We start from the raw sequence: 16,732 nt of genomic DNA on the forward strand, positions 1-16,732 counted from the left end.
ATGAAACTGAAACTGATTTCGACTCTTCTATTGGCTTCGGCGACGCTCTTTGCCGCCGAATTCCCGATTCACAAAGAAGTTCTCGACAACGGAATGACCGTACTCCTGTATCCGAACAAGCAGGCGCCTACCGTCAGTTGCAGACTTTTTTATGTGACAGGTTCCATTCACGAAGTTCCGGGAAGCTCGGGCCTTGCCCACATTCTCGAACATGAACTTTTCAAGGGAACAAAGAAGGTCGGCGTCACCGACTTTGCCAAAGACTCCGTGTTGATGGTAAAAGAAGATTCCGTGATGGCACTTTCTCACAAGTCCGCGTTAGCAGGAGATTCCGCCCGTGCGAAAAAGTACCGTGCCGAATACGATTCTCTGGTGAACGTCGAAAGACAGTACATGATCAAAGAAGAAATCTGGTCCGCTTACCAGCAGGCAGGCGGCACCGGACTCAACGCATTTACAACGGACCTTGCAACTGCATACTTTGTAACGCTTCCGAAGAACCGCATCGAGCTTTTCCTTTACCTCGAATCCGACAGAATGCAGAATGCGATTCTGCGCGAATTCTACTCGGAACGCGACGTGGTGCGCGAGGAACGTCGCATGCGTTATGACGACCGCCCCACGGGCCGCTACTTCGAAACGCTGAACGGCATCATCTACGAGGCTTTCCCCTACCGCATCCCGACCATCGGTTGGCCGTCGGACATTATGAACCTGACCCGTGAACAGGCTGCGGAACATTACCGCAAGTATTACAAGCCTCGCAATTCGATTCTCGTTCTCGCCGGCGACTTGGAAATCGAGCCGACGATGCAACTCGTGAAAAAGTACTTTGCCGAAATTCCGGCGGGAGAAGCCTTTGCGCCACTCGTCGTCCGCGACCCGGAACAGGCCGGAGAAAAGCGCCTGACCGTTTACCGTCCCGATGCACCGCACCGTGTGGACATCATTTTTAAAACGCCAGCCGCAGGAGACGAATCGCTCTACGCTTTGGATATTGCCGAAGGCGTTCTGAATGGACGTTCCGGTCGCCTGTATAAGAAACTCGTGGAAGAAAAGAAACTCGCCGTTTCTGTCCGCGCCGGGAATTCTATCAACAAGTACATGTCGGAATTTGCAATCCACATTTCGCTTCGCCCAGATGCAAATCCGGATTCCGCAGAAGCCGTAGTATGGGAAGAACTCGAAAAGCTCAAGAACGAACCGGTTTCCGAACGTGAATTGCAAAAGGTCAAGAACCGTGCCATGATGAGCCTTGTCGAAAGTTTTCTCGACATGGAAAACGTCGCTACGCAGCTCGCCTTCTACGAAATTTTTGGCGATTATCGCTTGCTCCTCGACTGGCCGAAAAAACTCGAAACCGTGACCCCTGCCGACGTGCAAGAAGCGGCAAAGAAGACGTTCAAGCACAAAGGCGTCACCGTCGGACGCTTGCTCAAAGGGGAGGAACGCTAAATGAAGATTCGTCATTCCATTTTCGCCTTGACAGCGACCGCATCGCTCATCGCTTGCGCAAGTACCGCTGAACAAAAAGCAGAACCCGTCCATAACGCACGGTCGACCGTACAAGCTGAAAATTCAGTTTCAGTCGAAAGCGCCACAGCCACTGCAAACATTTCCGCTCCGAGCGCAAAAAAAGATTCCTTCCCAGCCACGTATAAAGACATCGTCTTCCCGGAATTCAAGTACGTTGCCCCGAATGCATCCGACGCCCGCATCAAGCTTTCGGAAAACGTTACGGGCTACGTGATCGAAGACAAAACGCTTCCGCTCGTTCACTTCAACATCTTCTTTGAAGAGCCTTATGTGAACGACAAGATTGAAAACGAAGCCGCCTTTGAATTGCTTTCTGCAATGTTCCGCCGCGGTGGCTCCACCAAACTTTCTCCGCAGGCATTAGACGATTCTCTCGAATTCATCGCAGCTTCTCTTGTGGGATCCGTCGGAACTTTCACAAGCGTCATCAGCGTCGAATGCATGACGAAGGATTTTCCGCAAATGCTTGCGCTTGCCAAGGAAGTCTTCCTTTCCCCGGCATTTGACGCCCAGGCTTTGGAAATTCAAAAAGCAAATGCGGCGAACGCTTACGAGCATCGCTATGACAATCCGGCATCCGTACTGAATGCGTTAGAAGAATACGCAAACTACAAGCCGAATCCGCGCCTCTGGAACGCGACCGCCGAAGAATTCCGCAAGGTCAAACGGGAAGACTTGGTGAAGCTCGCCAAGGGACGTTTCCAAAGCGGGAATATCATTTTTGCGATTTCCGGTGACTTCAGCAAAGATTCCATGGTAACAGAACTCAAAAAGTATTTCGAAACCTGGCCGTCAAATGCGAAGAACACGACAGTCGTACCGCCGATGACCCACAAGAACAAGCCCGGCATTTACCTTGTAGATAAAGACATAACGCAGGCGAACATTTCCATTTTAGCGCCATTCGTCAAACGTCCACACGCAGACTACTACCCGACCGCAGTCGCAAGCTTTATCCTCGGCGGCGGAAGCTTCTCTTCCCGTCTCATGACGCGCGTCCGCTCCGATAACGGTCTCGCTTACAGCATTCACAGCCACGCAGGAAATGATTACCGCGACACATCTTATGTCTATATCCGTTTGCAAACAAAGGTTGAAAGCGCACCTCTCGCTTTGAAACTTATCCAGGAAGAAATCGACAAGCTCGCCAAGGAAGGCCCGACCGACGAAGAGCTTGCCCACGCGAAAAAGACTTTGATCGAAAGCCTCCCGAGCCTTTTCGACTCGCCGGAAAATTCCACAATTCTCTTCGCCCGAGATCAGATGCTCGGCAAAAAGGATTCTCATTACATCGATTACGTAAACGAAATCAACGCGGTCACCAAGGAACAGGTGAAGGCGATGATTGCCAAGTATTTTGACGCAAGCAAGATGACAACGAGCATCGTCGGCCCCAAGGACAAGTTGAAGGACATCGGAAACTTTACGCTCGTTCCGATCGACAGTCTTGACTTCCGAAAGTGAGAATCCATTGAAACGTGATACGTTCCTATTTGCCCTTCTCTTTTGTACGGTCGCTTTCGCCGCTCCGACAAAGGACGAGCTGCGCCATAACGCTTGCGCCGCTACCAAAAAATGCTTAGACGTGATTCTCCCGGGATGCTCCGAACAGGAACTTTCTCCGGTAGAAGATGTGAAATACGACGGTGAATTCTGCTCGATTTTTCACGATTTAAAAAATCGAGGAATCGATATGAGAAGCCCTGTCACCAAGGAAATGTTCGGACACTTGGGAAGTCGTTACCGCGTGACCTACGAGAACACGGGAACGCTTCCGGTTTCCGGTTCGATGATGAGCTATCTCTTTGACCATTTCCCGTTCACGACCGTTCTTGTGAACGTGTTCCAAGAGACGCATTACACAATCCATTACAACTCTCCGGACCACCGTCTTTTTAGCGGGAATAACGGTGGAAATCTCTTTGGCGATTTTTACTGGGCCTTGCAAGATAGCGCAGGCGTTGGCAAAGGATTTCACGACGTCTTCTACGGCAGCGGTCGATGCAAAATTCTCCGCTGGAATCTGCACGGAATCGCAATCGCGATTCTCGATATGTACCCGGAAGGCAACAAGACCCATTACAAGTTCCGCGCGATCGTCTTCCCCGCGAACGCCGTCCTCAATTCCATTATGAAGATGGGCGTCTTCCGCGATGTGGTGAACTCCAAGATTGGAGAAATCATCCACAATATTTCCGAATCCTCGGAAAGCTATGTATCCGGCAATCATACGCCGGTCGATACGTCCACCATCATCCGAAAGAAGTACGCCAAGGAACTCGAAGAATTCAAGGAAGTCGCCGCCGGCAAGCGCAACTGGACTCTTGGCGACGCTGTGGAACAGGAACGCGCCGAAGCACGCAAACACAAACCTGTTTTCGTTACAGAAACTCCCATGATCTTTAAACAAACCAAGCCCGCAGGAAAATAAAAGTCTATGGAAAACTACGTCTACTCTTCCCCGGAAATGCAGGAAAAAATCGAAGCCTATCTTCCGCGCATTACCGAACACCGTCGCGACCTTTTGGTGAAAGTCGTGCAGAACCGCACCCGTCACTTTTGCATGGTGCTTGAAGATCTTTTTGACCCGCACAACATTTCGGCTGTGATCCGTACCGCCGAAGTCTTTGGCTTGGAAGACGTCCATGTGATTGAAGAAGTGAATCCGTACAAAGTAAACAAGTCCATTTTGAAGGGTTCCATCAAATGGATGAACATTTACCTGCACAAAAAGCGCATGGCCTGCATGGAGCATCTGCGAAAAAAAGGATACCGCATCGCCGTGGCGAGCACCAACACGAACAACTCCGTCTTAGACCTGGATCTTTCCCAGCCGACCGCTTTTTATCTCGGCAGTGAATTTACCGGAAACCACCCGGACACCCTCGCCGCAGCCGACTGCGAATTCAAACTTCCGCAGTACGGGATTACGGAATCGATGAACGTTTCCGTCGCGGGGGGAGTGCTCATGTGCTATCTCGATCACTTTATGCAGCAGAAAGGTCGCCAAAACTTTACACTTTCGCCAAAAGAACGTGACGAACTACTCCTCGAATGGCTGGAAAGGCACCTAAACGATGAAAGCGCCTCTAGCTCCATTACGCGCATCGGTGATGAATAGCTAAATTAATTTTGAGATGAAAAAGAATACCAGTTTATATCTCGCGGTCGGGCTAGTCGTTCTTTTAGCCATTATCATTTTGATTTTTGGCTTGTTCTTCTTGAACGACAAAGACCCTCGGGAAGTCTTTGACACCTATTTTTTGCGTTTTCCACAGGTGAGCACGTTAACGCTTGACGACCCTGTGAAAATCAACGGGGTAAAACTCGGCAAAGTAGAAGACATTCACTTGGCTGGCACCAAAGTTCTTGTCGTCGTGCGTATCCGCAACGATGTCCGGATTCCTGTCGGCTCCGAAATCCGTGTGCAAAACATCGGCATCATGGGTGAACGTCAGATCGGAGTGATCCTCTGCGATTCGAGTCAAAACTATGCGCCGGGCGATACGATTGACGGTCAGTTTGACGCCGGCATCGCCGAAGCCCTTGGTCTTGCAGGCGAAATCATCGACTCCACAAAGATTTTGATTTCCTCCGTTCACCAGGTGATGGATTCTACGATTGCGAATCCGGAATTCCGTGAAAAGTTCCGCACCATGATGGATAAGGCAGAATATTTGGAAGATCGTCTTTCGAAGATGCTTGCAGATACCGATCCGCAGCTCAAGAAGAGCCTCAAGAACTTGAACGATGCGACCGTGAAGGTCAACGCATTGCTCGACACGACAGCGGCTCCGATCGGCGGACTTCTTTCGGACGCAAGCGAACTCATGAAGGACGCCGGCGGTGTCATCGGAAAGTTGGACGCCGTGACCGATCGTTTAACAGCGCTGACATCGAAGCTCCAGTCAACGGACAATACCGCGGGTATTCTCTTAAACGACCGCGCCCTCCACGACGACTTGGTGCAGACGTTGCATTCCGCAGACAGCTTGTTCCAAATCATCCTCCAAGACGGTTTGGACATCAATGTGGACTTCTTTTAATTAGAACTGGTAGTGGTCTATTATGCAGAGTAAGGAAATTAATGTCACAAACAAACTGGGTGTTCACGCTCGTCCGGCAGGCATGATTGTCGACATCACAGGGAAATCCAAATGCGACGTCACCCTCGAATACGAAGGGAACAAGGTCAATGCGAAGAGCATCTTGAACGTAATGATGCTCGCCATTACACCGGGTTCCGTCGTCAAGTTCAACGCAGACGGTGAAGACGAAGAACAGGTTCTCGCCCAGCTGGAACAACTTTTCCGTGACAATTTCCATGAAGAACAAAACGACTAATCGTCAAAAAATCCGTACCGTACTCGTCGGCGTCGCGGCTTCCCCCGGCTACGCTTATGGTCCTGTACGCAAAACAGAAAGTCGCAAGTTTAGCCTGGATTCTTCTGCAATTCCCGCAAGCACTCTTGTCGCAGAAGAAAAACGCTTCCGCAAAGCGGTCGATACCACCGCAAAAGAAATTGAAGAACTGAAGAAGGTGGCCATCGAACGCCTCGGCGAAGAAGAGGCTCGCATTTTCGATTCCCACCTGATGATGCTCAAAGATTCGATGCTCATTGACCCCATCGTCGATAGCATCCTCAAAGACGCCCACAATGCCCGTTGGGCTGTGCACAGCACGCTCTCCGGCCTCATCACGCAGCTCGAAAACAGCAAAAACGAAGTGCTGAGCGAACGCGCATCGGACTTGAAGGAACTGTACAACCGCCTTCTGTCCGCCCTTGACGAATCCATTCCCAAACGCCCCCCCAAAAAGTCCAAGGGACCATCTCTGCTGGTCGCCCACGAACTGACTCCGGGCATGCTCATGACCGTCGAAAAAGACGACGTTCTCGGGTTCGCAACAGACATCGGTGGCCGCACAAGCCACATCTCGATTTTAGCACGCGCCATGCAGATTCCGGCCGTTTCCGGCCTGCGCAACATTTCGAACCTGATCGAAGAAGACGACTTGCTCTTCCTCGACGGTACGGGCGGCATGGTCATCTTGAACCCGAACGAAGACGACTTAAGCCGTTATAAAGAAAAGCTCTCTGTTTACAACAAGCAGAAACAAGAGCTCTTCATGATGCGTCAGCTCGAACCGATGACGCTCGACGGCAAGTACATCACGCTCCACGCGAACATCGAACTTCCGATGGAAGCGGACACCGTCCTCGACTTCGGCGCCACGGGCATCGGTCTTTACCGCTCCGAGTTCCTCTTCTTTAGAAAGGGCGCTCCAAGCTGCGAAGAACAAGCCCAAGCGTATGCGCACATTTTGAAAAAGCTCGAACCGCATCCGGTTGTCATTCGAACTCTCGATGCCGGCGGTGACAAGCTTGTTTCCGATATTTCTGCGACAGACGAAGCGAACCCGTTTATGGGCTGGCGCTCCATTCGCGTATGCCTTTCGCGCAAGGATCTTTTTAAGGAACAGTTGAGAGCGCTCCTTCTCGCAAGCCGTGAAGGACACTTGCGCATTATGTTCCCAATGATCAGCAGTCTCGATGAACTGCGCGAAGCCAAACGCCTTTATCAAGAATGCCGTACCCAACTTTTGAACGAAGGCGTTGAACTGCCCAAAGTCAAAGTGGGCTGCATGATTGAAGTTCCCGCCGCCGTGATGATGGTAGACGCCCGCGCCAAGGAAGTGGACTTCTTCAGCATCGGCACGAACGACTTGATTCAGTTTACACTCGCCGTCGACCGTACAAATGAACTCATTGCGAACATGTTTGAACCGCATCACCCTGCCGTTTTGAACATGATCGACCGTACGGTGAGAGCCGCACATCGCGAAGGAATTCCGGTTTGCGTCTGCGGTGAAATGAGTTCCGACCCGCTCTCCACGCTGGTACTGGTGGGCCTCGGAGTGGACGAGCTTTCCATGACGCCATGGAGCATTATGGAATGCAAGAAGATCATCCGTTCGGTGAACTATGAAGACGTAAAGGCGACAGCACGTACCGTTCTGAAAATGGACACGGCGGAAAGCGTCAATCGCTACCTGCGTCAAAAGTACCTGCAGATGATCATCGATCTCGGCATTTCGAGCTTTATTACTTCGCACGATGTCAAGAACCCGATGGACAAGAATGCTTAAAAAAATCTTTGCTGGACTCTTCATTTGCGCAGCAACCGTTTGCGCTGCAGAAAATTCGACCGATGACGCTCTCGTCCCCGGTTATGAATTCCAAAACAAGGTCATCCGTTATGATCGCAACCAGAAGAATTGCGATTCTTTGCCAGCGGGTCTTGAAAAGGATTTCGCCTGCGCAGCGGCCGCCTACTACAAAGGAAGCTTTGTTAAGTCTTTGGCTGCATACAAGAAGTTGATCGGCAAAGATTCGAGCCTCGACAAGAGCATCCTTTCGCGTATTGCCCGTTCCCAGTTTGAAGACAAGCAGTTTGCCAAGGCACGCGAAACCTTAAAGCTGGGCGACGAGCGTTTTTCTAAAGACGACGAATGGAAAGAGTTCGCCGACCGCATCCGTCTAGACTTGACCCTTCAAGAATCGGGCATCAAGCCAAAAGCAAAGGCCGATTCGATTGACGTCTTCTTAAAGAATTACGGAGACGATGAGAGCGTTCCTCGGTTGCGTTACAAGAAAGGCGTCTTGCTTGAACAGGCTCACTGGTTCAAGGCGGCGAAAAAAGCTTACCTGTATGTGATTGCCCATCCTTCGGAATATGGAGATCAGGCGTGGGAAGCTCTCCGCCGTATCCGTTCCCGTTCGATTGCAGAAACCCTCGACGAAAAGATTACTTATTCAAGCCGTCTTTGCGCCAAAGGTTTCCATGAAGAATGTATCGCTATCGTCGATTCCATTTTGGCGCAAGGCGAAGCAGAAGCTCCTGCCCGCGACACTTCTAAAATCCCGAACTTAAAGACTTCCGAAGATTCTTTGAACTGGAAACTCGCCCCGAGTTCTATCTCTTTAAAGACGCGCATTTCCCTTTGGGAAAATCGGGCGAACGCTTACAAACGATTAAAAAAAGACTCGCTCGCTATCGGCTACTATGAATTTTTGATCGACAGCGTTGAACCGCGTGCCGGTTGGCTGCAATCCCTGGCGCGCCTTTACCGCGCAAACCGCATGGATTCTCTCGCCCAAAAAATCGACTTGTTCTTCCAGGAAAAGTTCCGTTACACCATGCAGAACGCGGACAACATTTGGGTGCGCGCCTTTGAACAAGAACAGAAAGGTCTTTACGACGACGCCATTTCAAGCTACGATTCTTTGACGATTCGCCAGTTCAAGAACAGCCCGAAAGTCAAATGGGTGCAGTTCCGCATTGCCCTCTGCTACTTAAAGCAAAACAAGATCGATTCCGCGATCGCTCATTTTGAAAAGGCGAAGAGCGAAGAATATCTTTGGAGTTCAAGCGGCGCACGCATGTTCCTCGGCGACATTTATCTCGCCCAAGGAAAGCTCGAAGAGGCAAAGGCCGCTTACCTCGACTGCATTCAGGATTTTCCCGTCGGCTATTATGCACACCGTTCCCGCATCAAGCTGATCGAAAGCAAGCTGATGGACTCCACCACGGTTCCGTGGCTCGCTCCGCGCGATATGTCGGAAGAAGAAACAATCCGCTGGATTCAAACGACGCAAGCGGGAACTTCGGATTCTTCGCATAGCGTTGGCCGTTACGAAATGGTCAAGCGCCTTCTCGATCTAGGCTTTGCCGAGGAAGCTTACGACGTTTTCCAATTCGCCAAAAAGAAGAACCAGAAACGCCTCGATTTTTTGTATACCTACGGGGCCCTCTTCCTTTCTTACAACGAAATCATTCAGGGTTATGCTCTTGCCCGTCAATTCCAAAACGCAATACCGCGCCGTTACTTGGCCGACGCACCGCGTAACGTGATGAAGTTCCTTTACCCGAAACCGTTCTACGACAAGGTCGTCGCAGCAGCCGATTCTTCGATCGACCCGCTTTTTGTATACAGCGTGATGCGCCAGGAATCGACTTTCAACTATTTGATTACAAGCCCGGCGAATGCTCGTGGACTTTTGCAGGTGATTCCGCCGACCGCCAAAAAACTCGCCAAGGCAGAAGGCATTAGCGATTACCATCCGAACCTGCTGTACAACCCGTACATGAACATTCGACTCGGCGTCCGTTACTTAAAGGATTTGCTCGTCGAATATGAAAACGATCCGATGTACGTACTCGCCAATTACAATGCAGGCCCAAAACCTGCCAAACGTTGGCAAGCAGCCGGCAAGGATATACCTTGGGACAGACGCGCTGAAGAAATCAGCTACTGGGAAACCCGAGATTACGTAAAGCGTTGCCTTGGCAATTATTGGGTCTACTCCGAAGTTTGGAATCGCTAAATGCTGTTTTTTATTCTCACCCTCGGTGCAGCGGTATGCTTCGCATTTGGAAATGTCCTTGCGAAATCGGGCGTTGCGAAGTCCGGAGAAAAGGCGGACTTTCACCATCCGATTCGCTTCATTGTGAGCTTTTTGACGTCGAAGCGCTGGTGGACAGGCTTTAGCCTTTCCGCACTCGGAAACGTGGGAAACTATACGGCGATGGCGCTGTACAACTTGAGCCTTGTCAAGCCGATCTCTGCGTTAAATCCGGTGCTGACGGCGATTTTTGGGCGTCTCTTTTTGAAGGAGCCGATCAACCGGCGCGTCGTAACGGCAATCGTCTGCGTTCTCTGCGGTCTTCTGTTCGCAAGTTCCGAAGTGGGCGAAGCTCCTGGCGTGCAGAACATTCCGGCGCTTTGCATCTTTGTGGGAATCCTTCTCGCCTTCGCCTTTGCGAGCCACTTTATTTTTCGCAGTCCTGAAGTCGGCGATTCGATTACGATGGGAACCTGCTATGGTCTCTCCGATGTGCTGTACAAGAGCCTTGCGATCGATGCGACTGCCAAGGGCATTGAACTTTCGGCAGATGAACTTTTGTACTGGATTGCGGACGTGCGCGTGTGGGCCTTTGCAGCAACTTACCTAACCGCCTTTGTCTTTACACAGGTTGCGTTCTCCCGCGGTAGAGCCTTGTTCGTGATTCCATTCAGTGCGGCAATCGGAGCTGTCGTTCCGATTCTTGCAGGCGCCCTTGTTTTTGCAGAACCGTTTCCGCCGACAAAGATCGTGAGCATTGCGCTTGTAATTCTCGGTTCGAGCCTGTTCATTGCAAGTCCGCGCCAAATGATCCAAAAAACTTTGAAGAGGAACATGTCCCATGCAAACAAATGATGTTTGGTACAAAGCCACCGGTTACTGCTCTCCCGAAGAATATGAACTCGCCACATACTTCTTGATGGAAGCGGGCGTAGGAGCCTTGGAAGAACTCGAAACTTCTACCCCGGAACGCACGGACTTCTGCTTTTATACAGGCGACAAAGCGGAACGCGACTCCATCATTGAAAAGTTCCCGCAGTACAACTTCACCACCGAAGACGAACCTGCAAAAGATTGGGACCGCTGGTGGAAAGACCGTGCAACGCCTGTTCACGTTTCCGACCGCGTCTGGGTACGTCCGCCTTGGGTAAACTTTACCCCCGAAGAAAAAGATGCGATTCTGCTCGTTCTCGAAGCGAAAAGCGCCTTCGGCACCGGCGACCATGCAACAACCGCACTCATGGCCGGGATGATGGAAGGCTTGGATTTGCAGGGCAAATGCGTTCTCGACATCGGAACGGGCACAGGCATTCTTTCGATGATCGCCGACAAGCTCGGTGCAAAAAAAGTCATCGGCACCGAAATCGATATGCTCGCCCTCCCCTGCATCGCTGAAAATTTTATCCAAAACGGCTGTAAAAATTCTCGCGCCCTCTTCGGATTTTTGGACACCTTTAACGACAGCGCCAAATTTGACGTCATCGTTTGCAACATGATCCGCACGGAATTCTGGCCCATGCGCAAAGACGTGGAACGCATGCTGAAAAAAGGCGGTCACTTCCTTTTGACAGGCCAGCTCACCGCCGAAAAGGATTACGTTCTCGACTGGTTTAAAGAAGCGGGCTTTACAGCCGTCCGCGAAAACACCCGTGACGAATGGTGGATTGTCGATGCTGTTCGTTGATGCTGCACTCGGAAAAACCACAAAAAAGCCGGTCTGGATGATGCGTCAGGCGGGCAGAGCCCTGCCCGAATACCGCGAACTCCGTCAAAAATTTCCGGACTTCCTTTCCTTTGTGCGGAATGCAGAAGCGGCTGCCGATGCAACGCTCATGCCGACGAACCGTTTTGATATCGACGCGGCGATTCTCTTTAGCGACATTCTCGTGGCGCTTCCCTATATGGGATTTGATTTGAAGTTCGTTCCGGGAAAAGGTCCCGTGATTTCAAATCCGTTCCGTTCCGAATCTGACATGCAGAATCTGCACCCGGTAAATCTCGACAAAGACTTGGAATACACAAAGCTCGCTTTGCAAAAAGTCCGCAAGGAACTTTCCAAGGAAAAAGCTCTGCTCGGATTCGTCGGAGGCCCGATTACCGTCGCCTCTTATGCGATTGAAGGCGGAAGTTCCAAAGATTTGCACTGCACCAAGGCGCTTTACTACCAGAACAAAAGCGCCTTTGAAAGTTTCTTAAGTCTTCTTGCCGAAATGACCGGCGAATATTTGGCAAGGCAAGCGGAATGGGGCGCAGACGCGCTCGTCATCATGGATTCTTGGGCAGGACACCTTTCCCGCGAAGATTACATTCGCATGGCAAAGCCTTTCACGGAAAAGGTTATTAAAATCGTGCGCCATCACACCGAAGCCCCGATTATCCATTACGCAAACGGAGCTTCGCATTTGGTGGATACATTTACCACATTAGACGTAAATGTCGTCGGCGTGGATCACCGCTCCGAACTTTCGGAACTTTTTAACAAGCATCCGAACACGATTTTCCAAGGCAACCTGGATCAGGCTCTGCTCTTTGCAAATCCCGAAGAAATTCAACAGCAAACAAAAAAGATCCTCGAACTTTCCAAGAATCGTTCGCATGTGATGAACCTGGGACACGGCGTCTTGCCGGACACGCCTCTCAGCGGAATCCAAGCGTTTGTGGACGCCGTTAGAAATTTTGATTGATTCCCTTAAAGGGATTTCGAAGAAGCGGAAGACATCGAAGAATTTTCTTTCGGTTCTTCGATCTCTACCCAATTTTCCATAGCAAAATTCAAAAATTCTTTTGCAATAGAATTTAAAGCTTCTACAGAATCTGTATATTCATATGGATATACACAAGACAGTTGAAGGTTATTGACAGAGCACCCTTCATTATAATCGACAAGTTCCCCGACTAATTCCGCACATCGGTTAGCGAAATAAGTTGAATCCTGTACGCAATTATCGCTCCAATAAGCTCCATCCAACAACCAACCGACAAAAGTACGCATCGAATCCGCCGAAGAATTCAGAAGGCGATATGTAAAAATGGCCGATCCGCCAACACGATTATCATTTCCATAGAGACCTTTTTCCTCATAATAAGCATTCACATAAATTCCCAGCGTATCATAAAGTTCTACCCGTTCTGTCGTAAACCGATAATATGTCTTCGATGACGATGTCATACTTATCATATCATCAATTCCTGTATCGGAACCTTGTTGAGCAGACGACGTATCTATGGGAATGATTCCATAAGAGATCGAAGATGACGATATCATTTCGCTTGAACCCGTCGAAGTCTCCTCATTTTTCTCTGCCGATGACACAGAAGAATCGGAAGAGCAAGCCGAGAAAAGAAGACTTACAAATAGAGCAAACCATTTGAAATTATTCATCTTTCCTCCAAAAATTAATTTGTGATTTGGATCTGCCGTTTTAACTTATCTATAATATACTCTAAAGGGGTTATAAAATTAATGGATGACTCCATATTCGTGTTGAAAGTCTGTAAAAAATGCATCATTTCCCCATTTTCGCTTTCGCATTCGAAAGCTTCCAGCGGAATTTATAATATACAAATCGGACCACGTCTTGCAATTTCTGCAAGAACGTCTTTTCCGGTTCGCAGAGCCATTTCAAATCGAAGTCGCGATCGGGTGAACCCTTTTCTCGAATCCAACGGGTATAATCCAAAAGGAGCGCATCCCCAGCATCATGATCCCAGAAGAAATAGGCTTCTCCTCGGGTCCATCTTTTTTGCAAGAACTTGCGTTTTACAAAGCCAAACTTTTGCTCGATTAGTTCCGGATACGAAAAGAGCACTGGCTTCGGCGTATGAATGATCGAATCAAAAGTCAAACCCTTTTCACGCAAAGCGACACTCGTGCCGACTTCAAAACGGGTCACCGTATCGTAAAAATCTTCCCCTTCCGGTTCATCCATTAAACGTTCGCAAAACGGCGCAATCGCCTTCGGCTTCAAAAACAAAAAGAACGACTGCAAATGCGGAGCCTGCTCTTCATTCGAAGTCAGAGAAACCACATCGGCAGACATTTCTTCTGCGGTCTGGAAAAGCTTCACAAACCGATTCTGAAAATAAACGATGGAATCGTTCACGAGCACCAAACGCTCCCACTCTTCTCGGCGAAACTGGGCCGTGTATGCGATATAGCGATGCCACATGCCAAAGTCATAACCGTGATTTACGGTAAAGAACAGCTCAATGTGATGCGAGTCGAGAAACGCGTGCGAAGACGCGTCCAAGTCACGTTCGTTTGTCAGGTAAACAACGGAATAACCCGTTTGGCAAAGAGCTTCCAGCGCATAGCGAATGTAGCCCGGTAAAGATTCCCCCGTTTGAAACGAGGCGTAAAGGACCTTGCGAAGGTTGGAAGTTGGATTCGTCATCGGTTATCGCTTTTTACCATGAATGTGTCCGGAATCGCGTCGCGAATTTCCAAAAGTCGAAGTTTTCTTTTTTCGACCAAAGGATTTTTTTCCGCGGCTTTGACGGCCACGCGGTTCGTCATCCATTTCACTACGGCGGCTTGTACGCTTACGCCCACGTCCGTATTCGACGCGTTCTTCACGTTCCGCTTTGCGTTTGTTCGCCTTGCGGTCGCCACCGTAGGATTCCCGCACCTTGCGACGTTCGCTCGGGCGAAGCGTTTCGAGTTCGCTTTCATCCGGTTGCGTCACAAGGCCCAGATTTTCGGCGGCTTCGGCACGGTCGAGCTTTGCCATTTTAGAGGTTCTGCCGTCGCCGATCTTTTCGAGGATTGCAAAGTCCGCTTCACCGCGAACCGGATTGGCCCGGAGAAGCCTCACGCGAACCTTGTCGCCGCGGGCAAAGGTTTTGTTGCTACGCTTGCCGTAAACGATTCCCTTGTCCGGATTAAACACGTAGAAGTCGGAGCCTGCGATGTCGCGGAAACGCACAAGGCCTTCGGCCTGCGGATCTTCCACACCTACGTAAATGCCCCATTCCTGCACACCGGTCACGGTCGCATTGAATTCTTCGCCCAAATGTTTACGCAAAAGCCAGGTAGCGCACACCTTCAAAGACATGCGTTCCGTCTTCTGATTCTTCACTTCGTTTGCCGAAATTTCGGAGCAGACGGCCACCACATCCCAGGCGCGCTTCACATCGGTTTCATCCGGAGTCTTGCGCGAAAGTTCGCGGTGGCACCAAAGGTCCGCATAACGGCGGATCGGGCTTGTGAAGTGTGCATAGTCCTGCCAGTTCAACGCAAAGTGACCGAAGCAGTTGCTATCGTAATGCGCCTTCTGCATACTGCGAAGAATGCGCATGATGATTTCATCATCTCCCTTAGCACGGGCGATCAGATGCTGGTAAAGCTTAAAGATATCCGGGTTCAGGTTCGTATCGCCGCGGCGCGGCTTTCCGAGTTCACGGAGCGAAATCGGGCTGTCCTTGAACAGGTCGGGCATCTGGTAATAAAGTTCCATAATGTCCTTCGTATCCGGAGCTTCGTGAATACGGTACACACCTTGCAAATGGCGACGTTCGAGTTCTCGGGCGCAGCACTGGTTTGCAATGAGCATACATTCTTCGACCCAGTGGTCGGATTCGTTTTCTTCTCGCGGCACGATCTTTTCTGGTTCGCCGTTTTCGTCAAACTTACAACCGAATTCCGTACTGCCGAGTTCCAAAATGCCGTTCTTGCGACGATTCTCACGAAGGAGCGCTGTCACTTCCTGCAAGGCCTTCACATGTTCATCGCCCGCTTCCAAACGTTTGACCGCTTCGCCGTATGTAATGCCCGCGGTAATGTTCACCATACTCTTCTTGAACGCAAAGGATTCCACATGGGCATCTTTGTCAAGTTCTATAAGGCAGCTGAACGCGAGACGGTCCACGCCCTGGTGCAAAGAACACAGGTCGCTCGAAAGGCGATCCGGAAGCATCGGCACAGAAGTCCACGGCAAATACTGCGTAAAGCTGCGCGTCAAAGCTTCGTCATCGAGTTCCGAACCCTCCGGCACGTAATGGCTCACATCGGCAATGTGCACGCCCAAATGGAAACCGCCGTCCGGACGCTTTTCCACCGAAATCGCATCGTCATGGTCCATGGCGCCGTCCGGGTCAATGCAAAGAATATACAGGTTTCGCAAATCCACGCGGCCGTCCTTCAAATCCTTTTCGCTCGGAGCCTGCTGCTTGTTCACAAATTCCATGATGGAATCCGAGAAGCCTTCCGGAAGCGAAGAATCCTTGAGGAACTGAGCCTTTACATCGCTCCACTTAAGGTCACCTTCCATCGCAGAACGGTCCACCTTCGCGAGCATCGAATGCTTGAGCTTCGGATGCGGATACAGCGTAAACGCGATCGTTTCGCCGTCCTTGCCCGGAACCTTGCTGCGATGCGCCATCTGGTAAACCTTACCCGTGCTCGAATCGGTCACCTGCCACCAATCGTTTCCATCCGGGCTTAAAACGCCACGGTGGACGCGGCTTTCGTCATCATCGTAAGTCGCCTTACGACGGCTCGCCGCTGACGGGCGGCGGTTATCTTCGCTGTCTTCTGCATACTTCGGCTCGCCGGCCCCAGGCGTGTATTCCTTATTGCTTGTACGGGCGAGCGATCCTTCGTTCACCATTTCCGCAAGCAACTGCTTAAAAGCCAATTTCTTGTGTTTCGTAATGCCCATCGCACGGCGGAGCTGACTGCCGACCATCGGCTCGTCTCGCACAACGGCGATAATCTGTTCTTTCGAGGGCAAATCTTGCATAAAACGCCTCCTATTTACACTTAGAAAATAGGTTAATCAAAGGCTAAAAAC

The 16,732-nt window shown here is 50.5% G+C and carries 14 protein-coding genes; 11 read left to right on the forward strand and 3 right to left on the reverse strand.

The window, feature by feature from the left end; genetic code table 11:
• The 11 genes from BGX16_RS06135 to hemE are packed head-to-tail and all read left to right on the forward strand — an operon-like array spanning position 1 to position 12,625.
• Positions 1 to 1,455, forward strand: a complete 1,455-nt coding sequence (locus tag BGX16_RS06135) for a M16 family metallopeptidase (protein ID WP_100425260.1) — start codon at positions 1 to 3, stop codon at positions 1,453 to 1,455.
• Positions 1,456 to 3,000: a M16 family metallopeptidase gene (locus tag BGX16_RS06140; protein ID WP_100425261.1), complete on the forward strand. Its 1,545-nt coding sequence runs from the start codon at positions 1,456 to 1,458 to the stop codon at positions 2,998 to 3,000.
• A 7-nt stretch (positions 3,001 to 3,007) separates the two neighbouring features.
• On the forward strand, positions 3,008 to 3,967 hold the full coding sequence (locus BGX16_RS06145; protein WP_100425262.1) for a hypothetical protein: 960 nt from the start codon (positions 3,008 to 3,010) through the stop codon (positions 3,965 to 3,967).
• Positions 3,968 to 3,973: 6 nt separating this feature from the next.
• On the forward strand, positions 3,974 to 4,657 hold the full coding sequence (locus BGX16_RS06150) for a TrmH family RNA methyltransferase (protein WP_241899474.1): 684 nt from the start codon (positions 3,974 to 3,976) through the stop codon (positions 4,655 to 4,657).
• A 16-nt stretch (positions 4,658 to 4,673) separates the two neighbouring features.
• The gene (locus tag BGX16_RS06155) at positions 4,674 to 5,582 is read left to right on the forward strand and encodes an MlaD family protein (protein ID WP_100425263.1); all 909 of its coding nucleotides are present in this window, start codon (positions 4,674 to 4,676) and stop codon (positions 5,580 to 5,582) included.
• Between the two features lie 22 nt (positions 5,583 to 5,604).
• Positions 5,605 to 5,880: an HPr family phosphocarrier protein gene (locus BGX16_RS06160; protein ID WP_100425264.1), complete on the forward strand. Its 276-nt coding sequence runs from the start codon at positions 5,605 to 5,607 to the stop codon at positions 5,878 to 5,880.
• Positions 5,861 to 7,684 (forward strand): phosphoenolpyruvate--protein phosphotransferase, encoded by a 1,824-nt coding sequence (gene ptsP, locus BGX16_RS06165; protein WP_100425265.1) that lies wholly within the window; start codon positions 5,861 to 5,863, stop codon positions 7,682 to 7,684. The genes BGX16_RS06160 and ptsP overlap by 20 nt, the downstream gene beginning before the upstream one ends.
• Entirely contained in the window at positions 7,677 to 9,923 is a 2,247-nt protein-coding gene (locus BGX16_RS06170) for a transglycosylase SLT domain-containing protein (protein ID WP_198514872.1), read from the forward strand. Before ptsP ends, BGX16_RS06170 begins: the two co-directional genes overlap by 8 nt.
• Complete coding sequence (locus tag BGX16_RS06175; protein WP_100425267.1) at positions 9,924 to 10,796, forward strand: DMT family transporter; 873 nt, start codon at positions 9,924 to 9,926, stop codon at positions 10,794 to 10,796.
• Entirely contained in the window at positions 10,783 to 11,625 is an 843-nt protein-coding gene (locus tag BGX16_RS06180) for a 50S ribosomal protein L11 methyltransferase (protein ID WP_100425268.1), read from the forward strand. The genes BGX16_RS06175 and BGX16_RS06180 overlap by 14 nt, the downstream gene beginning before the upstream one ends.
• The gene (hemE, locus tag BGX16_RS06185) at positions 11,612 to 12,625 is read left to right on the forward strand and encodes a uroporphyrinogen decarboxylase (protein WP_100425269.1); all 1,014 of its coding nucleotides are present in this window, start codon (positions 11,612 to 11,614) and stop codon (positions 12,623 to 12,625) included. The genes BGX16_RS06180 and hemE overlap by 14 nt, the downstream gene beginning before the upstream one ends.
• A 5-nt stretch (positions 12,626 to 12,630) precedes the next feature.
• Here hemE and BGX16_RS14570 read toward each other — a convergent pair whose 3' ends face one another.
• The 3 genes from BGX16_RS14570 to BGX16_RS06200 all read right to left on the reverse strand — a co-directional run bounded on the left by BGX16_RS14570 (position 12,631) and on the right by BGX16_RS06200 (position 16,681).
• Positions 12,631 to 13,323 carry a hypothetical protein gene (locus BGX16_RS14570; protein WP_157797904.1) on the reverse strand — a complete coding sequence of 231 codons (693 nt, stop codon included), beginning with the start codon at positions 13,321 to 13,323 and terminating at the stop codon, positions 12,631 to 12,633.
• Positions 13,324 to 13,447: 124 nt separating this feature from the next.
• Entirely contained in the window at positions 13,448 to 14,335 is an 888-nt protein-coding gene (locus BGX16_RS06195) for a rhamnan synthesis F family protein (protein WP_100425271.1), read from the reverse strand.
• A 3-nt stretch (positions 14,336 to 14,338) separates the two neighbouring features.
• Positions 14,339 to 16,681, reverse strand: a complete 2,343-nt coding sequence (locus BGX16_RS06200) for a ribonuclease R family protein (protein ID WP_100425272.1) — start codon at positions 16,679 to 16,681, stop codon at positions 14,339 to 14,341.
• Positions 16,682 to 16,732 lie beyond the last annotated feature (51 nt).

Origin of the sequence: Hallerella succinigenes, from assembly GCF_002797675.1 — a bacterium.
GTDB classification, from domain to species: domain Bacteria; phylum Fibrobacterota; class Fibrobacteria; order Fibrobacterales; family Fibrobacteraceae; genus Hallerella; species Hallerella succinigenes.